Annotated in this window: 16 protein-coding genes, 1 pseudogene and 1 riboswitch; of the genes and pseudogenes, 6 read left to right on the top strand and 11 right to left on the bottom strand. The window is 72.3% G+C overall.

The window, feature by feature from the left end:
- Nucleotides 1-7: 7 nt before the first annotated feature.
- Nucleotides 8-2,053: a HelD family protein gene (locus FHU28_RS04645; RefSeq protein WP_184681228.1), complete on the top strand. Its 2,046-nt coding sequence runs from the start codon at nt 8-10 to the stop codon at nt 2,051-2,053.
- Between the two features lie 37 nt (nt 2,054-2,090).
- On the opposite strand, the gene FHU28_RS04640 is transcribed toward FHU28_RS04645, so the two are convergent.
- The 4 genes from FHU28_RS04640 to FHU28_RS04625 are packed head-to-tail and all read right to left on the bottom strand — an operon-like array spanning nt 2,091 to nt 4,314.
- Nucleotides 2,091-2,690 (bottom strand): hypothetical protein, encoded by a 600-nt coding sequence (locus FHU28_RS04640; RefSeq protein WP_184681225.1) that lies wholly within the window; start codon nt 2,688-2,690, stop codon nt 2,091-2,093.
- Between the two features lie 4 nt (nt 2,691-2,694).
- On the bottom strand, nt 2,695-3,048 hold the full coding sequence (locus FHU28_RS04635) for a YbaB/EbfC family nucleoid-associated protein (protein WP_116503440.1): 354 nt from the start codon (nt 3,046-3,048) through the stop codon (nt 2,695-2,697).
- A gap of 9 nt (nt 3,049-3,057) precedes the next feature.
- Nucleotides 3,058-3,984, bottom strand: a complete 927-nt coding sequence (locus FHU28_RS04630; protein WP_184681223.1) for a WXG100 family type VII secretion target — start codon at nt 3,982-3,984, stop codon at nt 3,058-3,060.
- A 9-nt stretch (nt 3,985-3,993) separates the two neighbouring features.
- Nucleotides 3,994-4,314 carry a type VII secretion target gene (locus FHU28_RS04625; protein WP_073826399.1) on the bottom strand — a complete coding sequence of 107 codons (321 nt, stop codon included), beginning with the start codon at nt 4,312-4,314 and terminating at the stop codon, nt 3,994-3,996.
- Nucleotides 4,315-4,469: 155 nt separating this feature from the next.
- On the opposite strand from FHU28_RS04625, the gene FHU28_RS04620 reads away from it, so the two are divergent.
- The 3 genes from FHU28_RS04620 to FHU28_RS04610 all read left to right on the top strand — a co-directional run bounded on the left by FHU28_RS04620 (nt 4,470) and on the right by FHU28_RS04610 (nt 6,957).
- Entirely contained in the window at nt 4,470-5,357 is an 888-nt protein-coding gene (locus tag FHU28_RS04620; RefSeq protein ID WP_184681220.1) for an ABC transporter ATP-binding protein, read from the top strand.
- A gap of 9 nt (nt 5,358-5,366) precedes the next feature.
- On the top strand, nt 5,367-6,104 hold the full coding sequence (locus FHU28_RS04615; RefSeq protein WP_184681217.1) for an ABC transporter permease: 738 nt from the start codon (nt 5,367-5,369) through the stop codon (nt 6,102-6,104).
- A 94-nt stretch (nt 6,105-6,198) separates the two neighbouring features.
- Nucleotides 6,199-6,957 (top strand): VOC family protein, encoded by a 759-nt coding sequence (locus FHU28_RS04610; protein WP_184681213.1) that lies wholly within the window; start codon nt 6,199-6,201, stop codon nt 6,955-6,957.
- Between the two features lie 171 nt (nt 6,958-7,128).
- Here the strand turns inward: FHU28_RS04610 and FHU28_RS04605 are convergent, their stop codons facing one another.
- The 4 genes and pseudogenes from FHU28_RS04605 to FHU28_RS04590 form a co-directional block, all read right to left on the bottom strand.
- Nucleotides 7,129-7,908: an ABC transporter ATP-binding protein gene (locus tag FHU28_RS04605; protein WP_184681211.1), complete on the bottom strand. Its 780-nt coding sequence runs from the start codon at nt 7,906-7,908 to the stop codon at nt 7,129-7,131.
- Nucleotides 7,905-8,993 (bottom strand): FecCD family ABC transporter permease, encoded by a 1,089-nt coding sequence (locus tag FHU28_RS04600; RefSeq protein ID WP_184689217.1) that lies wholly within the window; start codon nt 8,991-8,993, stop codon nt 7,905-7,907. Before FHU28_RS04600 ends, FHU28_RS04605 begins: the two co-directional genes overlap by 4 nt.
- A 74-nt stretch (nt 8,994-9,067) precedes the next feature.
- On the bottom strand, nt 9,068-10,000 hold the full coding sequence (locus FHU28_RS04595) for an ABC transporter substrate-binding protein (protein WP_184681208.1): 933 nt from the start codon (nt 9,998-10,000) through the stop codon (nt 9,068-9,070).
- A gap of 107 nt (nt 10,001-10,107) precedes the next feature.
- Nucleotides 10,108-10,201, bottom strand: a riboswitch (cobalamin riboswitch).
- Nucleotides 10,202-10,321: 120 nt separating this feature from the next.
- A pseudogene (locus FHU28_RS04590) lies at nt 10,322-11,641 on the bottom strand (M14 family metallopeptidase); the annotation flags it as partial.
- 207 nt (nt 11,642-11,848) lie between these two features.
- On the opposite strand from FHU28_RS04590, the gene FHU28_RS04585 reads away from it, so the two are divergent.
- On the top strand, nt 11,849-13,189 hold the full coding sequence (locus tag FHU28_RS04585; protein ID WP_184681204.1) for a C39 family peptidase: 1,341 nt from the start codon (nt 11,849-11,851) through the stop codon (nt 13,187-13,189).
- A 50-nt stretch (nt 13,190-13,239) separates the two neighbouring features.
- Here FHU28_RS04585 and FHU28_RS04580 read toward each other — a convergent pair whose 3' ends face one another.
- The 3 genes from FHU28_RS04580 to mqnE are packed head-to-tail and all read right to left on the bottom strand — an operon-like array spanning nt 13,240 to nt 15,150.
- Nucleotides 13,240-13,518 carry a DUF4229 domain-containing protein gene (locus FHU28_RS04580; RefSeq protein WP_184681201.1) on the bottom strand — a complete coding sequence of 93 codons (279 nt, stop codon included), beginning with the start codon at nt 13,516-13,518 and terminating at the stop codon, nt 13,240-13,242.
- 26 nt (nt 13,519-13,544) lie between these two features.
- Nucleotides 13,545-13,973, bottom strand: a complete 429-nt coding sequence (locus FHU28_RS04575; protein WP_184681199.1) for a hypothetical protein — start codon at nt 13,971-13,973, stop codon at nt 13,545-13,547.
- A gap of 7 nt (nt 13,974-13,980) precedes the next feature.
- On the bottom strand, nt 13,981-15,150 hold the full coding sequence (mqnE, locus tag FHU28_RS04570) for an aminofutalosine synthase MqnE (RefSeq protein ID WP_184681196.1): 1,170 nt from the start codon (nt 15,148-15,150) through the stop codon (nt 13,981-13,983).
- Between the two features lie 221 nt (nt 15,151-15,371).
- Here mqnE and FHU28_RS04565 point away from each other — a divergent pair, with 221 nt between their 5' ends.
- Nucleotides 15,372-16,973, top strand: a complete 1,602-nt coding sequence (locus tag FHU28_RS04565; protein WP_184681193.1) for a C40 family peptidase — start codon at nt 15,372-15,374, stop codon at nt 16,971-16,973.

The raw sequence follows: 16,973 nt of genomic DNA, 5'->3' as shown, positions 1-16,973 counted from the left end.
GTTCACAGTGCCCGCAACCGAAGTTGACGCCACTGCCAGTCTCGACGCCGAACTGGCAGCCGAGCGCGCCCACCTCACCGCCTCCCGCGCCGCGCTGACCCGGATGCGGGAGCGCGCCGAAGCGCTCTTCGCCACCGGCGACAAGGTGGCCGGCGACTCGTACACCGCCGAGCAGCTCGGCCGGCACATGGCCCGGCGGGTCAAGGAGCTGGCCGACGACCCCACCACGCCGCTGTTCTTCGGCCGCCTCGACTTCGGGGAGGTGGACCCGGACCACGCCGGGCGGGAGTACCACGTCGGGCGGCGGCACATCACCGACGAGCTGGGCGAGCCGCTGGTGCTGGACTGGCGGGCGCCGGTCTCCCGGTCGTTCTACCGGGCCAGCGCGAGCGACCCGCAGGGTGTCGCGGTACGCCGCCGGTTCGGGTTCAGCGCGGGCGTGCTGACCAGCTTCGAGGACGAGCACCTGGACCGGGGCGAGGAACTCGGCACCGCCAGCCGCATCCTCACCGCCGAGATCGAACGCCCCCGCGTCGGCCCGATGCGCGACATCGTCGCCACCATCCAGCCGGAGCAGGACGAACTGGTCCGGGCCGACCTGGCCGACTCGATCTGCGTCCAGGGCGCGCCGGGCACCGGCAAGACGGCGGTCGGGCTACACCGCGCCGCGTACCTGCTCTACCTGCACCGGGAACGGCTGCGCCGCTCGGGCGTGCTCATCGTCGGGCCGAACCGGGCGTTCCTGTCCTACATCGCGGCGGTGCTGCCGGCGCTCGGCGAGGTCGAGGTCGAACAGGCCACCGTGGAGGACCTGGTCACGCGGGTCCCGGTCCGCGCGGTCGACGACCCGGCCGCCGCCGCGCTCAAGCACGACGTCCGGATGGCCGAGGTCCTGCGCCGGGCCGTCGAGGCCCACATCGGTACGCCCACCGAGCCGATCATGGTCTCGGACGGCTCGTACCGGTGGCGGATCGGGCTCGACCCGCTGCACCGGCTGGTCACCGAGACCCGGGCGGAAGGGCTGCCGTATGCCACCGGCCGGGAGCGGGTGCGGGCGCGGGTGGTGGGGCTGCTGCAACGTCAGGCCGAGGCGCGCCGGGCGGAGTCGCCGAGCGACGCCTGGCTGCGCCGGATGAGCCGGATCAAGCCGGTCACCGACCTGCTCGACGCGGTCTGGCCGGCGCTCACCCCGGACGGCCTGCTGCACCGGCTGCGCACCGACGCCGACGCGCTCGCCGCCGCCGCGGACGGCCTGCTCACGCCCGAGGAGCAGGAGCTGTTCCGCTCCGGCAAGATCGCGCGTACCGCGAAGGCGACCCGGTGGACCGCCGCCGACGCGGTGCTCGTCGACGAGGTGGCCGGGCTGCTCGAACGGCCCGCCGGCTTCGGGCACGTGGTGGTCGACGAGGCGCAGGACCTCTCCCCGATGCAGTGCCGCGCCATCGCCCGGCGCAGCGAGCACGGCTCGATCACGCTCCTCGGGGACCTCGCCCAGGGCACCGCGCCGTGGGCGGCGACCGACTGGCGGGAGTCCCTGGCCCACCTGGGCAAGCCGGACGCCGCAGTGGTGCCGCTGAGCGTGGGTTTCCGGGTGCCGGCCGCCGTGGTGGCGTTCGCGAACCGGCTGCTGCCGGCGCTCGCCGTCGACGTACCGGCGGCCCGGTCGCTTCGCCACGACGGCGCGCTCGACGTGCGTACCGCCGAGGACCTGACGGCCGCGACGGTGGCCGAGGTGCGGGCGGCGCTCGCGCACGACGGCTCGGTCGGTGTGATCGCCGCCGACGACGCGGTGGACCGGCTGCGCGCGGCGCTCGCCGAAGCGGGCGTCGAGACCGCGACCGCCGACGACGTCGAGGCCGCGGCGCGCGTCACTGTGGTCCCGGCGACGCTGGTCAAGGGCCTGGAGTACGACCACGTGGTGGTCGTCGAGCCGGCCGCGATCGTGGCCGCCGAGCCGCGTGGGCTGCACCGCCTCTACGTGGTGCTGACCCGGGCGGTCTCCCGCCTGGCCGTGCTGCACCGCGAGCCGCTGCCCGCGCCGCTGGCCGCCTGACCGGCGGGCCGGCCGCGGTCCCGGCGTGCGGGATCGGTCACGCGGACAGTGCGGCGGCGACCTCGCGCAGCGGACGGCCCGACTCGGCGATCGGCACTGTGAACGACAGCCAGGAGCCGTCGGTGAAGTTGATCCGCAGCCGCTTCGGGTTGAGGCGGTGCCACCCGACCCGGGCCGAGGCGACCTCGGCGCGCGCGGCCGACCACGCCACCGACGTCTCGGCCAGCGCGCGTTCCTCGGCCTCGCGCCCGGCGAGCAGCTTGACCCCTCCGGTACGGCAGACCAGCAGCCGCCGGTCGGTGACGGCGAGCAGCGTCTCCCGGACCTGGAGGTCGGGCCGTGGTGGCCGGAGCGCGCGGTGCAGGCGGGAGGCGGCCGAGCCGGGCTCGCCACGGCCGGCGATCCCCCAGCCGATCAGGTCGACCAGCCGGTCACCGCGGTCCCAGGTGGCAAGCGGCAGGAGGACGTTCAGCAGCACCGAGCCGACGGTCCGCCGCCCAGGTTCGCCGGTGGACTCCGGCTCGGGCGGCGGCGCCGGAGCGAGCCCCTGGCCGACCTCGGCCTTGGCGTGGGCCAGCACGCGCTCGCCCGGCTCGACGAGCCGGTCGATCGGATCGCGGTATCTGGTCTCGTCCATCGGCTCAGTATCGGCCGTCGCCGTAGCCGTCGTCGGTACGGCGCTCCGCCGCCGGGGCGTTGCCCATCACCTCGCCGACGATCTCGCGTACCCGGGCGGCGGCGGCCTCCTGCGCCCGGTTCGCCGCGGCGGTGATCTCCTCGGCCAGCGTGTAGGAGTCGAACCGCATGGCCCGCGCGTTGATGTCGGTGGAGAGGATCTTGCCGTCGGCGGCGGCCACCACGGTGACCAGGCCCGAGTCGCTCACGCCCGTGGCGTTGCTCTGCTCCAGCTCGGCCATCCGCGCGCCGAGTTCGCGCTGCCACCCGTCCAGGTTGCGGGCCAGCGCCTCGATCCGGTCCAGGGCCGGGAACGTCATGGCTGCCTCTCAGTTCACGATCGAGTCGAACACGTTCTGCACGCCCTTGGTGTACGGGCCGAGGTCCTCGCGGTAGGTGCCGTCCACCAGGTAGTTGCGGTCCTTGCGCCCGTCGGAGATGTCGTGCAACCCCATGCCGGTGTCGAGCAGGGCGCCGCCGACGCCGGGGATGTTCACCGGTGACGTCTGGTTGATGGCGAATTTGCCCGGGAACAGGATGGCGGCGCGTTTGGCCTTGAACAGCACCGCCTCCCTGGTGTAGCCGGCCTTCTTGAACACGCCGTACGCCTTCTTGGCCTCGCGGAGTTCCAGCACCACCTTGCGGTAGCGCATGAGCAGCTCGGCGACCTTCTGCAGCTTGGTGGCCAGCTTGGTGAGGATCTCCGCGAACCGGGCGACGATCTTGACCATGCGACCCACCACGGTGGCCAGACGGGCCAGCACCCGCACCACTGTGGCGGCCAGGCTGACGCCGGCGCTGAGCACTGCCGCCACCGCGGCGATGATGACCTCGGTCAGGAACCAGAGCAGGAACTCCAGGATCAGCTCGACCAGCAGGTTGAACGCGTCGACAGCGGCGTTCGCGGCGTCGACGAGCACCTCCTTGGTGCCGTCCAGCCCTTTGGCCAGCTCCTCCATCGCCTCCTCGATCGACTCCATCGAGGCGTGGAACTTGTCCGCCGCGTCGCCCTCCCAGCCGCCGCGCAGCCGGGCCCGGTCGGCGACCTGGTCGCCCGCGATCTGCCGGACCACGTCGCCGGTGGTCAGCGCGAGCTGGGCCGCCCGCATGAGGTCGTCCGGCTCGCCGGCGACCAGTTCCAGCAGCTGCTCGAACGGCCACAGCACGGCGTTGGACAGCGGCTTGAACGGGTCGGGCGTGCCCGACACGATCTGTTCGAAGTAGGTCTTGTTGCGCTGCAGCGCCTCGGTGCTCATCCCGCCCCCTCAGGCGCCCGGATTGAACATGTCGGTGTTCGCCACGTCCGTGCCGGTGTAGGCCTCGGCCGTGTCGCGGAGCCCTTCGGCGATCGTCGCCATCACCTCGGCGCCGTCCTCCAGCCCTTCCAGGCACGCCTCGAACTGCTGCTCGTAGGCGGCGGCGAGGCTGAACGACGCCGGCATCACGCCGAACGCGTGCCGGGCCACGTGGCCGTCGCGGAACAGGCGGTGCAGCTCACGGAACTGGCCGGCCCGGTCCCGGGAGGCGGCGGCGAACGCCGTCAACGCCTCCGGCTGCACCTCGAGATTCCTGCTCGGACTGGTCACGGACCCTCCCCAGTGTCCGGTCGGAACTTCCACCGTCCTCGACGGCGCCACCAGCCTAGGGGATGTGCGCAGTTCCACAGGGGGCGGCGACGTTTGCCCCGGCACGGTAGACAGGGAAGGCACATGCACCCCTTCCGCCGCCCGAGGAGCCCCGGATGATCCTGGCCCGCGCCGAACAGGTCAGCCGCCGCTACGGCGACGTGCTGGCCCTGGACCGGGTCGACCTGACCGTCCGGGCCGGGGAGCTGGTCGGCCTGCTCGGCCCGAACGGCGCCGGCAAGAGCACCCTGATCAACCTGCTGGTCGGGCTGCGCCGGCCGACCACCGGCCGGGTCGAGCTGTGCGGCGGCGACCCGCGCGACCCGGCGAGCCGGCGGCAGCTCGGCGTCACGCCGCAGGAGACCGGCCTGCCCGGCACGCTGCGGGTCGGCGAGGTGGTCGACTTCGTCTCCGCGCACTTCCCCGACCCGGTGCCCCGGGGCGAGCTGCTCGACCGGTTCGGCCTGGCCGACCAGGTACGCCGGCAGACCGGCGGCCTCTCCGGTGGGCAACGTCGCCGGCTCGCGGTGGCGCTGGCGTTCGTCGGCCGTCCCCGGCTGGTGGTGCTCGACGAGCCGACCACCGGGCTCGACGTGGAGGCGCGGCACGCGCTCTGGGACGCGATCCGCGGCTTCCACACCGACGGCGGCACAGTGCTGCTGAGCAGCCACTACCTGGAAGAGGTGGAGGCGCTCGCCCAGCGGGTGGTGGTGATCGGCCACGGGCGGGTGCTGGCCGACGACTCGGTGGCGGCGATCCGCGGGATCGTCGGCGTACGCCGGGTCAGCCTGGTCGCCGACGACCTGCCGACGCTGCCCGGGGTGGTCGCCACCGAACGCGCCGACGGGCGGGTGCACCTGCTCACCACCGACGCCGACCAGCTCGTCCGTGACCTGGTCACCGCCGGGGTGGCGTTCCGCGACCTGGAGGTCCGGCCCACCTCGCTGGAGGAGGCGTTCCTCGCCATCACGGCCGGCGACCGGCCCGCGCCCACCCCCGCCTAGGAGACCGTCGTGCCGCTCGCCCTCGTCCACGCCCGCTACCACCTCCTGGAGATCATCCGGGTGCCGGTGGCGGTGGTGGGCAGCGCCTTCTTCCCCGCCGCCTCGATGCTCTTCTTCGTGGTGCCGTTCGCCGGCGACGACCCCACCGGGGCCACCTACGCGACCGCCGCCATGGTCACGTTCGCGGTGATGACCGCGAACATCTTCCAGTACGGCGTGGGCGTCGCCGAGGACCGCGACCAGCCCTGGAACCCGTACACCCGGACGCTGCCGACCGGGCCAGCGCCGCGGTTGACCGGGCGGATCCTGGCCGGGCTGGTGCTGACCTACGTGTCGATGATCCCGGTGGTGGTGATCGCGGCGGTGGCCACCGAGGCCCGGGTCAGCGCGCTGCAGTTCCTGCTCGGGCTCGGCGCGGTCGCGGTGATCTCGGTGCCGTTCACGCTGCTCGGCCTGACGATCGGCTACGCGCTGCCGAGCAAGGCGGCGATCGTGGTGGCGCAGGTGATCTTCTTCCCGCTGGCGTTCGGCGGCGGCCTGCTCTCCGGGCCGGACGACGCGCCCGGCTTCATCAAGGCGATCGCCCCCTACCTGCCGACCCGGGGCGCCGTGGAACTGATCTGGGCGGCCGGCACGGACTTCCGGCCCGGCACCCTGTCGCTGGTGATGCTGGGAGTCTGGGTGCTGGTGCTCGCCGCGGCCGCCGGCTGGGCGTACCGGCGGGACGAGGGTCGCCGCTTCACCTGACCTTTTGTCCGGTTCCGGCCCGGCGGCCGACCCGGCGGTGCCACGATGCCGACAGGGCGGGCCAGCGGGACCGTCCCCGGCGAGAGGGGTCACCGTGAACGGCGTCGAGCCCGGCACGCCCTGCTGGACCGACCTGGCCACGCCGGGGCTGGAGGACGCGCGACAGTTCTACCCCGAGCTGTTCGGCTGGACCGGACGGATCTCCCCCGAGCCGGACGCGGGCGGCTACACCGTCTTCCAGAAGGACGGCAAGGCCGTCGCCGGGGCCGGTCCGCCCGCCACGCCGGAGCAGGTGCCGGTCTGGTCGATGTACGTGGCGACCGACGACGCCGACCTGGTCGCGACCCGGGTGGAGGCGGCCGGCGGGCAGGTGGTGGTCTCCCCGTTCGACGTCTCCACGCAGGGCCGGATGGCGGTCCTCGCCGACCCGGCGGGCGCCGTGTTCAGCGTCTGGCAGCCGATGGCGATGCGCGGGGCCGAACTGTTCAACGCACCCGGCGCGATGTGCTGGAACGAACTGGTCACCCCCGATCCGGAGAGCGCCAAGGAGTTCTACGCGCTGGTCTTCGGCTGGCACCCGGAGGAGCGTCCCGCCGGGCCGGTGGCGTACATCGGGTGGCGCTGCGGTGCCCGCATCGTCGCCGGCATGGTGCCCCGGGCCGAGCCGCTGCCGGCGGACCTGCCCGCGTACTGGGCCGTCTACTTCGCGGTGGAGGACGCCGACGCCACCGCCGCGCGGGCCGCCGAACTGGGCGGCACCATCCTCGTCCCGCCGCGCGACAACCCGGCCGGCCGCAGCGCCGCCCTGCGCGACCCGTCCGGCGCCCTCTTCTCCATCTCCACCCTCCGCTGACCCCCCTCCCTCGCGCGAGGCCGGGACGGCCGCCAACCCGTCCGTCGATCTTGCAGTTTCGGCCCTCGCGGCGCCATATTCGCACCTTTTGCCGGGGCCCAAAGTCCAAGATCGACCGGGTGAGGGCAGGGCGGGCGAGGGCGGGACGGGGACGAGGGGCGAGGACGGGGGTCAGGTTGGGCGGACGGGGACCACCAGGGGGCCGTGTTCGCCGGGGATCACCCGGATGTGGGCTCGGTAGTGGCGGGCCAGCAGGTCCTCGGTCAGCACCTGCTCCGGTGGGCCGGCGGCGGCCACCCGGCCGTCGGCGAGCAGCACCAGGCGGTCGGCGTACTCGCCGGCGATGGAGAGGTCGTGCATGGTGGCCAGCACGGTCAGGCCGTGCGCGCGGCGGAGCTGGTCGACCAGTTCCAGCACCTCCTGCTGGTGCCCGATGTCCAGCGCGCTCGTCGGCTCGTCCAGCAGCAGCAGGGTGGCGCCCTGGGCCAGCGCCCGGGCCAGGAAGACGCGCTGCCGCTCGCCGCCGGAGAGCGTGGCCAGCTCACGGTGGGCGAACGGGCCGAGGTCGAGCCGGTCCAGCACCTCGTGCACGGCGGCCAGGTCGGCTGCCGACTCACGGCCCAGCGCCGGGATGTACGGGGTGCGCCCGAGCAGCGTGTAGTCGAAGACCGACATGCCGGCCGGCACCACCGGGGACTGGGCCACTGTGGCCACCACCCGGGCTCGTTCGCGGCGGCGGAGCGCGCCGATCGGCGTACCGAAGAGGGCCACCTCGCCCGGGCCGGTCAGCAGGCCGCCGACGGCGCGCAACAGGGTCGACTTGCCGGCGCCGTTGGGGCCGATCACGGTGACCCACTCGCCGGCGGCGACGGTCAGGTCGACGCCGGCCAGGATCGGGTTGCCGCCGAGGGCGACCCGCAGGTCGTGGACGCGCACGGCGGGGGCGTTCACATCGCCACCCGGCGGGCGGTACGCAGGACGAGGACGAAGAACGGGCCGCCGAGCAGCGCGGTGACCACGCCGATCGGGATCTCGGCGGGCGCGGCGGCGGTACGGGCGACCACGTCGGTGAGCGCGAGGAACGCGCCGCCGAACAGCATCGACAGCGGCAGGATCACCCGGTGGCTGGAACCGAAGAGCAGCCGCATGGTGTGCGGCACGATGATGCCGACGAAGCCGATCAGGCCGGACGCGGACACCGCGGCGGCGGTACCGAGCGACGCGGCGGCGATCAGCAGGTAGCGGGACCGCTGCGGGTGCAGCCCCAGGCCGGTGGCCTCGTCGTCGCCGACGGAGAGCACGTCCAGCTCGCGCCGGTGCAGCAGCACCACAACGGCGGTGAGCACGAAGTACGGCAGGACCAGCCACACGTCGTGCCAGCCGGCGGTGGCCAGCCGCCCGAGCAGCCAGGAGTAGACCTGCTGGATGTTGTCGGAGTGCTGTTGCAGCAGGTACGTCTGCCCGGCGCCGAAGAACGCCGAGACCGCCACCCCGGCCAGGATCAGGGTGGCCGGTGACCGGTCCCGTCCGCCGGCCGCGCCGAGCAGGTACGTCAGCACGACCGCGCCGAGCGAGCCGACGAACGCGGCGAGCGGGATGGTGATCGGCAGCCCGGTCAGCGCCCCGCCGGCTCCGGCGCCGAGCACGATCGCCGTGGTGACCGCGAAGCCGGCGCCGGCGGCCACGCCGAGCAGGTACGGGTCGGCCAGCGGGTTGCGGAAGACGCCCTGGTAGCAGCCGCCGGCCAGGGCGAGGAGCGCGCCCACCAGCAGCCCGAGCACGACCCGGGGCAGCCGCAGTTCGGTGATGATCGCGATCTCCCGCTCGGTGAGCCCGCTGTCGAGGCGTACCCCGGGTAGCAGGTTGAGCAGTTCGGCCGCGACGCTGCCGGGCGGCAGGCTGACCGGGCCGAGCGAGACACCGGCCACCAGCGCGACGAGCACCGCCACCACTCCGGCGAGCAACCAGCGCTTGCGCAGTCCGGCGGGCTGGACCGGGGCGGCGGGTGTGCCCCGCCGCCCGGGCCGGGGCAGCAGCCGGCCGCCCGGCCGGGACACCTCGGGCGTCCCGGCCGGGCGGGGGGCGGATTCCGCCGGTCGCACGGCCACGGTCAGGCCGGGACCTTGGCGGTGGCGTCGACGATGACCTTCAGCAGGTCGACCACGCGCGGACCCCAGCGCGAGGCGATGTCGTCGTCCAGACCCACGATCTGGTTGTTCTTCACAGCGTTGATGCCGGCCCACCCGCTGCGCGCCTTCACCGTGTCGGCGCTCTGCTTGCAGCACTTGGTGTCGGACAGGAAGACGAAGTCGGGGTTCGCCTTGACGATGATCTCCTGGGAGAGCTGCGGGTAGCCGCCGTTCTTCCCGTCGGCGTCGGACGGGTCGGCGATGTTCTCCAGCCCGGCGAGCGCGTAGATGGTGCCGATGAAGGTCTTGCTGGTCGCTGTGTACAGCTCCGGGCCAAGCTCGTGGAAGTAGGTCAGCTTCTCCGCGCGCTTGGGCAGGTCCTTGGTCAGCGCGGTGATGTCGTCCTTCATCTTCTGCACCACGGCCTCGGCCTCGGACCGGTGGCCGGTGAGCGTGCCCAGGTCGGTGAGCTGCCGGTACGTGTCGTCGAGCGTGGCCGCGGCGGGGATCTGCAGGACCGGGATCTTCAGCGCGACGAGCTGGTCGGCGATCTTGTTGAGGTTGTCCGAGATCACCACCAGGTCGGGGTTACGGGAGGCGACCGCCTCGGCGTTCGGCTGGTAGCCGGACAGGTCGGTGCGGGGTGCCTCGGCCGGGTAGTTCGACTGGTCGTCAACGGCGGTGACCTGCTTGCCGGCTCCGATGGCGAAGAGCATCTCGGTCGAGGTCGGCGAGAGCGAGACGATCTTCTCGGGCCGCTTCTCCAGCGTCAGCTTGCCGACGGTGGCCGGGAACGCGCCGCCGGAGGCGCCGGCGGCGGGGGTGTCGGTCGAGGTGTTCTCGGCGCAGCCGCCGAGGAGCAGCACGCCGGCCGCGAGCGCGGTGGCGAAGAGCCGGGGGGTACGTCTGGACATGAAGCCTCCTGTCGGTCGAGGAGTGTGGTGCTTCGCCGACAGGAGAAAAGGCCCGCCCGCGAGGCGCCCTTCCTCGAGAGCGCGTGTCGCGACCGGGCCGCAGGCGACCTGGCTCGTCCCACGTCCGTCGGCGCCGGCGGGAGGCCGACGCCGCGCGTACGGGGCATCACAGTTGCGGGACAGCGCCGGTTTCGCACCGGCTTCGCTGTGGCACGGTCGGTGCCACCGTAGCGCACGACCAGCGGAGATCGTCCGGACGGTGGGGGTGGGTGGGAACCCCGGCGGGGGTGGAACCGGGGTTCCCACCCGGTAGTGAGGTCAGCAGTACTGGCTCTGCTTCCCGATCGCCCGGTACGGGCAGTCGGCGTACTCGGCCAGCATCAGCACCGCGTTGCGGTTACGCGAGGTCTGCGCCGGGATCACCTCGTCCGGCGGGTAGAAGCCGCCGCCCGAGGCCGAGCCGGGGTACATCTCGAAGGTGTACGCCCAGATCTTGTGGGCTCCCCACATCCAGTCGATGCTGGTGCCGTCGGCGATGTAGAGGTCGCTCGACTGTTCCGGGGTGTAGTTGTTCGTCGCCGCCATCTGCTGGCCGATGGTGGCGAAGGTGTTGTACTGGTCGGCGGTCATGCCGGTGGCGGTGTTGCTGTACGTGTAGCCGTACGGCCAGAGCACCAGCTGCGAGTACGTGTGGAAGTCGATGTTCGCCTTGATCTGCTGCACCCCGCCGACGACCCGGCTGTTGACGAAGTTGCGCAGCGCCGCGGTTTCCGGCGCAGAGAACGCGGACGGCCCCCGGTAGGTGTCCGACGACTTCGAGCTGGACGAGCCGCCGCAGCAGCCCCACTGGTAGCCCCAGTTGCGGTTCAGGTCGGTGCCGATGGCGGTCGAGCCGCTGTTGGGCTGCCGGTTCTTGCGCCAGGAGCGGTAGGAGCCGGTGGCGATGTCGTACTCGCTGCCGTCCGGGTTGACGGTGGGGACGATCCAGATCTCCCGGGAGTTGACGATGTTCGTGATCCGGGAGTCGCTGCCGTAGTTGTCGGTGAAGAGGTTGAGCAGGTAGATCGCCATCTCGACGGTCAGGTGCTCACGGGCGTGCTGCTGGGAGTTGAACAGGATCTCCGGCTCCGCCTCGTCGGTGGCGACGTTGTCGGAGATCTTCACGGCCATCAGGTCCCGGCCCTGGTACGACGTGCCGATGCTCAGCTTGCGGGCGATCGTCGGGTGGTCGGCGACCACCTTGTTCACCACAGTGGTCAGCTCGGCGTAGTCGTGGTAGTTCGAGTCGGCGGGCGGGAACGCGTTCGCGGTCATGCCCCCGTCGGCGTGGTTGTGCTCCGGCACGACGTCCTTCTCGAGCCGGAACCCGAGCCGGGTGATCGCGTTCGCCTCGGCCTTGGTGGCCGTGACGTGCAACACACCGTGTTCGGAGTAGTCGATGGCGGCGCCGGTGCCGGCGACCGCGGTGCGGTCCGCGGCGGTGCGTGGGCCGAGCACCCGGTAGGCGACTGTGGACGGCTCGCCGGAGCCTTCCGGTGCGGGCCGGGCGACGGCTGGCGCGGCGGCCGCGCTGACGATGGTCAGGCCGATGGCGGCGGCGAGCGCCAGCCGACGGCGGAACGGAGAGGCGCGGAAGGCCATGGACAACCTCCTGGGGGTACGGGAGAGCTCCCGTTGTCCGCACACTCCACCAGGAGACACATGGTCATATCAATATCTGTCTTTCCCTTTGACCATCCCGACCTGATCGTCACTTCGGCAATGATTTTCCATGCCTGAACATCTGGCGAAACTTCCCGCCAGGCGCGACAGTGAACGGCAACGATGCCGTCTCCCTGTGGAGCTGCCATGTTCGGAAGATCCCTACGCGCGGTCGCCCTCGCCGGCCTCACCGCGCTCACCCTCCTCGGCACCACCGCACCGGCCCAGGCACACGCCTCGCGGCCGGGCGTCACGCACGACGAACAGATCACGTTCCAGGAGTTCTCCCGCTTCCCCGACTGGCGCAGCGGCTCCCACCAGGGCACCCGCGCCGTGCCGGGTCGCCACCCCGCGCTGACCATCGACCGCCCGGCGGGCACCACCGAGTTCACCGACGAGCACACCGGCACGACCCGCACCTGGGAGTACGCCACCTGGACCTCGCCCGAACGGCGGATCGGGTTCGACGCCACCGAGCTTGTCGCGTCCTGGAACGCCGCCACCCCGGCCGGCACCTGGATCCAGGTCGAGCTGCACGGCACGTACAACACCGGGGCACAGACCCCGTGGTTCGTCATGGGCCGCTGGGCCTCCGGCGACCAGGACATCAAGCGGTCCACGCTGGACGGCCAGGGCGACCCGTGGTCGAGCATCTGGACCGACACGTTCTCGATCGACGACGCCGACGCCGGGGTGCTGCTGCGCTCGTACCAGCTGCGGCTGACCCTCTACCGCGCCCCCGGCCAGGCCGCCGCGCCGCAGGTCCGGATGCTCGGCGCGATGGCGTCGAACGTGCCGGACCGGTTCACCGTCACCCCGAGCCGGGGCGGCATCGCCTGGGGCACCGAGCTGGCCGTGCCGCGCTACTCGCAGAACGTCCACATCGGCGAGTACCCGGAGTACAACGGCGGCGGCGAGGCGTGGTGCTCCCCCACCTCGACGGAGATGGTGGTCGAGTACTGGGGCCGCAAGCCCTCGGCCGAGGACGTCTCCTGGGTCGACCCCGCCTACCCCGACCCGACTGTCGACCACGCCGCCCGGATGACCTACGACTACGAGTACGAGGGCGCCGGCAACTGGCCGTTCAACACCGCGTACGCGGCGAGCTTCCCCGGCCTGGAGGGCCGGGTCACCCGGCTGCACTCGCTGGACGAGGCGGAACGGTTCATCAAGGCCGGCATCCCGGTGGTGACCTCGCAGTCGTTCCTCGCCAGCGAACTCGACGGGGCCAACTACGGCACCGCCGGGCACCTGTTCGTGATCGTCGGCTTCACCGCCGAGGGCGACGTGATCGTCAACGACCCCGCGTCCTCCTCGAACGAGGCGGTGCGCAACGTCTACAAGCGGGAGCAGTTCGAGCAGATCTGGCTGCGCACCAAGCGCTACCGGGCGAACGGCACCGTGGCCTCCGGCTCCGGCGGCATCGCGTACCTGATCAAGCCGGTCGACCGGCCGTGGCCGGTCGTCCCGGGCTCGACCAACTGGTGAGCGGCGAGGGGCCCGGCGCGACGTCGCGTGCCGGGCCCCCGCCGGTCCGCTCAGCCGTCGCGGCGCTCGCCGTCCGGCTCGGCCTGGTCCTCACCGGCGAGCGCGGAGCGCAGCCGGTCCTTCTCCACGCGACGCCGCTCCGCCGCCTCCGCCATCTCCCCGGCCATCTGGTCCCGCAGGCCCTTGAGCAGGAAGAACGACAGCGTGGCAGAGAAGATCAGCGCCAGCATCAGCCGCAGGAACATGTTCATGTCGACGAACCAGAGGGCCGCCAGCACGACGACGAACAGCCCGATCCGGCCCAGCGTGTACTTGAGCGCCGCGCTCATTCCCGCATTCCCACTCTCTTCGTGCCTCAGCCCGTACGCCGGGCCAGCCAGTGCACGCCATGAAACCAGACAACCGCGTAGACCACGGTGAACACCGCCGCGGCCAACGCTCCCGTGAACAGCGCGGGCAGCCCCGAGGCCAGCCCGGCGGCCAGCAGCCCGGCCAGCACGCCGAGCGCGATGCCGACCAGCGCGGCCACCACCCGGGCGGCGCCGAACTCCCAGGCCCGGAACTCGTCCCAGAACAACCAGAGCGGCAGGATCACCGCCAGCCAGCCGTTCGTGCCCCCGAAGCCGCTGTCGCCCAGTGTGGCGAACGCCCATTCGAAGACCAGCAACGCCAGCACCCCGATGACCAGGCCGGCGAGGCTCACGCCGAGCAGGTCGCCGAGGGTCAGGATGCGCCCCTCGGCGTCACGCCGGGGGAAGGCGCGCTGCTCTTCCTCGCCGCTCATCGCCAGGTCAGGCCCAGACCTGCTGCGGCTCGGACCGGCGCTCCGCCATCGACGGGGGCGCGTCGTACTCGCGGACGATCTCGTAGCGGGTGTTCCGCTCGACCGGGCGGAAACCCGCGTCCCAGATCATGTGCAGCAGGTCGTCGCGGTGCATGGTGTTCGGCGTGCCGTACGAGTCGGCGTCGTGGGTGATCTTGTATTCCACGACCGAGCCGTCCAGGTCGTCGACGCCGAAGTTCAGCGAGAGCTGCGCCACCGACAGGCCGTGCATGACCCAGAAGCACTTGACGTGCGGCACGTTGTCGAACAGCAGCCGGGAGACCGCGAACGTCTTCAGCGACTCGGCCGGCGACGCCATCGTGGTCCGGGCCTGGATCCGGTTACGGATCTTGCCGTCCGCCGAGTCGACGAAGTCGTGCTGGTAGCGCAGCGGGATGAAGACCTGGAAGCCGCCGGTCTCGTCCTGCAGCTCGCGCAGCCGCAGCACGTGGTCGACCCGGTGCCGGGGCTCCTCGATGTGGCCGTAGAGCATGGTCGAGGGCGTCTTCATGCCCTTCGAGTGGGCCAGCCGGTGGATGCGCGACCAGTCCTCCCAGTGGCAGTTGTGGTCGACGATGTGCTGCCGGACCTCCCAGTCGAAGATCTCCGCGCCGCCGCCGGTCAGCGACTCCAGACCGGCGTCCATCAGCTCGTCCAGGATCTCGTCGGCGGTGAGCCCGCTGATCTTCTCGAACCACTGCACCTCGGTCGCGGTGAACGCCTTGAGCTTGATCTTCGGCAGCGCGGCCTTCAGCTCCCGCAGCACCTTCGGGTAGTAGCGCCAGGGCAGCGTCGGGTGCAGGCCGTTGACGATGTGCAGCTCGGTGAGCTGCTCGTCCTCCATCTCCTTGGCCTTACGGACCGCCTCGTCGATGCGCATCGTGTACGCGTCCTTCTCGCCCGGCTTGCGCTGGAACGAGCAGTACGCGCACGACGCCGAGCAGACGTTCGTCAGGTTCAGGTGCCGGTTGACGTTGAACATCACCCGGTCGCCGTTGAGCTCGGTACGCCTGTGGTGGGCCAGCCGGCCCAGCCAGGTCAGGTCGTCGCTGGCGTAGAGGGCGATGCCGTCCTCGCGGGTCAGCCGCTCCCCGGCGTACACCTTCGCTTCGAGTTCGCGCTTGAGTCCGGCGTCCATCCGAAAGCCACGTCCTTCCCCCTGGGTTCCCGATCGAGCGTACGTCGCGGGTCCGACCTGCCGCCGACGTGGTCGAGCCAGTTCGTCCGCCGTCACTCTCCGCACATCGACATCGCTGCGACGGTGAGGTAAGACAGGGTGGGGCGGAACACACACCAGTGCCGTCCTGTCCTGACACGCCCCACCTCGCGTGGCGGGCACCAGACCGGACGGGGAGCGGAATGTCCGACAGCACCAAGGCCCGACGGCGACGAGGCCGGCAGCCGGTGATCTCACCGGTTCTGCGCCCGGCCCTCTGGTCCGCGCTCCTGGGTGCGGTAGCGGCGGCGGCGCTCGCCACCCCGGCCTGGGCCGACCCGCTGCCCGACACCGTGCCGAGCACCGGCTCCCGGCCCCAGGTCACCGGCCCACTGCAACTGCCCGGCAGCGTCCCCGGCGTGCCCGGCACCGTTCCCGGCCTGCCCGGCACCGTTCCCGGCCTGCCCGGGGTCACCGTCCCGGGGTTGCCGGGCGGCACCACCGGCGTCACCAACCCGGCCGACGGCCCGCTGATCGCGCAGATCAACCAGCTCGACGCCCAGGTCGGGCTGCTCGGCGAGGAAATGCTGCGGATCAAGGGCGAGCGGGACGCCGCACAGGCCGAGCTGACCCAGTCCGCCGCCCGGCTCAAGGAGGCCCAGGACGCGCTCACCCGGGCCCAGGAGAACGCCAAGAGCGCCGCCGCCGACGCGGTCAAGGCCGACGCGGCGCTGCCGCCCGGCGAGTTCGGCGCCAGCCTGCGTGACTTCGCCAACCTCCAGCGCATCACCCGGGGCGACAAGGCCGAGGGCGCCACCACGTCGGTGACCGGCGAACTCCTCCGCGCCACGAACGCCGAGCGGATCGCCCGGGAGGCGCGCGAGTCGGCCCAGCGCCGGGCGACCGAGAAGGCCGCCGAGTTCACCCGCGCCGAGACCGACCTGCGTAAGCAGGAGACGACGCTTGTCGCGCTGCGCAAGGAGAACGCCGCCAAGCTGCTCGAGATCGAGCGCCTGGCCGACGCCGCCGAGCAGCAGCTCGGCAGCTCGTACGTCGTCAACCAGAGCATCGACGGCCTGGCGGCGGACCCCAAGGCGCTCGCCGCGGTCCGCTACGCCCTCGCCCAGCTCGGCGACCCCTACCTGTGGGCCGCCGAGGGCCCGGACCGGTTCGACTGCTCCGGCCTGGTGCTCGCCTCCTACCGGGCGGCCGGCTACAAGGGCCTGCCGCGGGTCGCCAAGGACCAGTACTACGCCACCCGCTCCCGCACCGTCTCCCCGAACGCGCTGCTCCCGGGCGACCTGCTCTTCTTCGCCTCCAGCAGCAGCTGGACGAGCATCCACCACGTCGCCATGTACATCGGCAACGGCAAGATGGTGGAGGCGCCCCGGACCGGCGACGTCGTCAAGATCTCGGTGGTCCGCTGGTCCCGGCTCTACGCCGCGACCCGGGTGATCGGAGCCGTCGCCGCCCCGGCCACTCCGGCTCCCCCGCCGCCCGTGCCGACCACCCCGCCGACGTCGTCCCCGACGCCGAAGCCGACGCCCACCACGCCGAAGCCGACGCCGACGACCCCCAGGCCGACGCCGACCACCCCGAGGCCGACGACGCCCACGCCGGATCCGACGACGTCCAGCCCGACGCCCAGCACGCCGCCCAGCCCGTCCGAAGAGCCGGAGCCGGAGCCGAGCGACAGCGAGAGCTCCGCGCCGAGCACCAGCGCCGCCCCGAGCAGCAGCAGCGTCGCCCCGTCGCGCAGCACGTCCGGCAGCGCCTCCGCCAGCCCGAGCAGCAGCGCCGACTGA

It is taken from the genome of Micromonospora echinospora (genome assembly GCF_014203425.1).
In the GTDB taxonomy this organism is placed as follows: Bacteria; Actinomycetota; Actinomycetes; order Mycobacteriales; family Micromonosporaceae; genus Micromonospora; species Micromonospora echinospora_A.
Note: the sequence above shows the minus strand (reverse complement) of the source record. Positions and strands in the feature narration are given on the sequence as shown.

What these genes read in the sequence shown, in the direction of transcription:
- FHU28_RS04640 (WP_184681225.1), bottom strand. Translation starts at nt 2,690, where the DNA reads ATGGACGAGACCAGATACCGCGATCCGATCGACCGGCTCGTCGAGCCG.
- FHU28_RS04635 (WP_116503440.1), bottom strand. Translation starts at nt 3,048, where the DNA reads ATGACGTTCCCGGCCCTGGACCGGATCGAGGCGCTGGCCCGCAACCTG.
- FHU28_RS04630 (WP_184681223.1), bottom strand. Translation starts at nt 3,984, where the DNA reads ATGAGCACCGAGGCGCTGCAGCGCAACAAGACCTACTTCGAACAGATC.
- FHU28_RS04620 (WP_184681220.1), top strand. Translation starts at nt 4,470, where the DNA reads ATGATCCTGGCCCGCGCCGAACAGGTCAGCCGCCGCTACGGCGACGTG.
- FHU28_RS04595 (WP_184681208.1), bottom strand. Translation starts at nt 10,000, where the DNA reads ATGTCCAGACGTACCCCCCGGCTCTTCGCCACCGCGCTCGCGGCCGGC.
- FHU28_RS04585 (WP_184681204.1), top strand. Translation starts at nt 11,849, where the DNA reads ATGTTCGGAAGATCCCTACGCGCGGTCGCCCTCGCCGGCCTCACCGCG.
- FHU28_RS04580 (WP_184681201.1), bottom strand. Translation starts at nt 13,518, where the DNA reads ATGAGCGCGGCGCTCAAGTACACGCTGGGCCGGATCGGGCTGTTCGTC.
- FHU28_RS04575 (WP_184681199.1), bottom strand. Translation starts at nt 13,973, where the DNA reads ATGAGCGGCGAGGAAGAGCAGCGCGCCTTCCCCCGGCGTGACGCCGAG.
- mqnE (WP_184681196.1), bottom strand. Translation starts at nt 15,150, where the DNA reads ATGGACGCCGGACTCAAGCGCGAACTCGAAGCGAAGGTGTACGCCGGG.
- FHU28_RS04565 (WP_184681193.1), top strand. Translation starts at nt 15,372, where the DNA reads ATGTCCGACAGCACCAAGGCCCGACGGCGACGAGGCCGGCAGCCGGTG.